General features: G+C 72.7%; 1 protein-coding gene. It reads right to left on the reverse strand.

The window, feature by feature from the left end:
* Nucleotides 1–1,078: TadA family conjugal transfer-associated ATPase (locus ABEB16_RS06430; RefSeq protein ID WP_345711430.1), on the reverse strand; the 1,078-nt coding region annotated here is incomplete at both ends.

Here is a 1,078-nt window from a genome sequence, read left to right on the forward strand (position 1 = left end):
CCCGGTGACCTCCCGGACGCTCTCCAGCACCCGCCGGGTGCCGCCGCCCGCGACGTCGCCGCGCTTGCGCAGGAAGACGACGAAGTCGACCGCCCCGGCGATGAGCATGTGGGTCGCCTCCACCGGCAGGTGCTCGGCCGCCTGCAGGGCGTAGGTGGCGATGCGGTTGAACACCTCCACCGAGGAGTTCGCGTGGATCGTGGAGAGCGAACCGTCGTTGCCCTGGCTCATCGCGTTGAGCATCGTGACGATCTCGTCGCCGAGGACCTCCCCGACGATGACGCGGCTGGGGTTCATGCGCAGCGAGCGGCGCACCAGTTCCGCCATCGTCACCGCCCCCAGGCCCTCGGAGTTCGGCAGCCGCTCCTCGAACGCGACGACGTTGGGGTGCTTGTCGACGAAGGAGTCCAGGCCCAGCTCCAGGGCGCGCTCGACGGTGATGAGCCGCTCGTGCGGGGGGATCTCGGCGGCCAGCGCCCGCAGCAGGGTCGTCTTCCCCGAGTTCGTGGACCCGGCGACCATGATGTTCTTGCGGGCCCGCACGGCCGCGCGCAGGAACTGCGCGACGTCGGGCGTCATGGTGCCGCCGGCGACGAGGTCGTCGAGGCCGACGGCCCCGAGCCGGGAGCGGCGGATGCTCAGGGCGGGGCGCTGGCAGACGCCCATGACGGCCGACAACCGGGAACCGTCGGGCAGGCGCAGGTCCAGCTGCGGGTTCGCGGCGTCGAACGGGCGGCTGGTGAGGCCGACGTTGGCGGCGAGCACCTGCACGAGTTCCACGAGGTCCTCGTCGGAGTCGGCGACGGGCGGGTGCAGCTCCTCGCGACCGTCGCCGTAGCTGACGAACACGCGGTCGCACCCGTTGACGTCGATGTTCTCCACGTCGGGGTCCTCCAGCAGCGGCTGCAGGCGCCCGACGCCGAAGAGCGCCGCGTTGACGGCCGCGGCCAGCCCCTCCTCCTGCGCCGCGGTGGGCGGGGTGCGGCCGGCCTCGATCTCCGCGCGGGCGTGGTCCTCCAGGACCTGCACCACGAGGGAGCGGGCGAACTGCCGCTCGTCCTCCGAGCTCATGGGGGCC

The organism is Kineococcus glutinatus (assembly GCF_039542765.1).
GTDB classification, from domain to species: Bacteria; Actinomycetota; Actinomycetes; order Actinomycetales; family Kineococcaceae; genus Kineococcus_A; species Kineococcus_A glutinatus.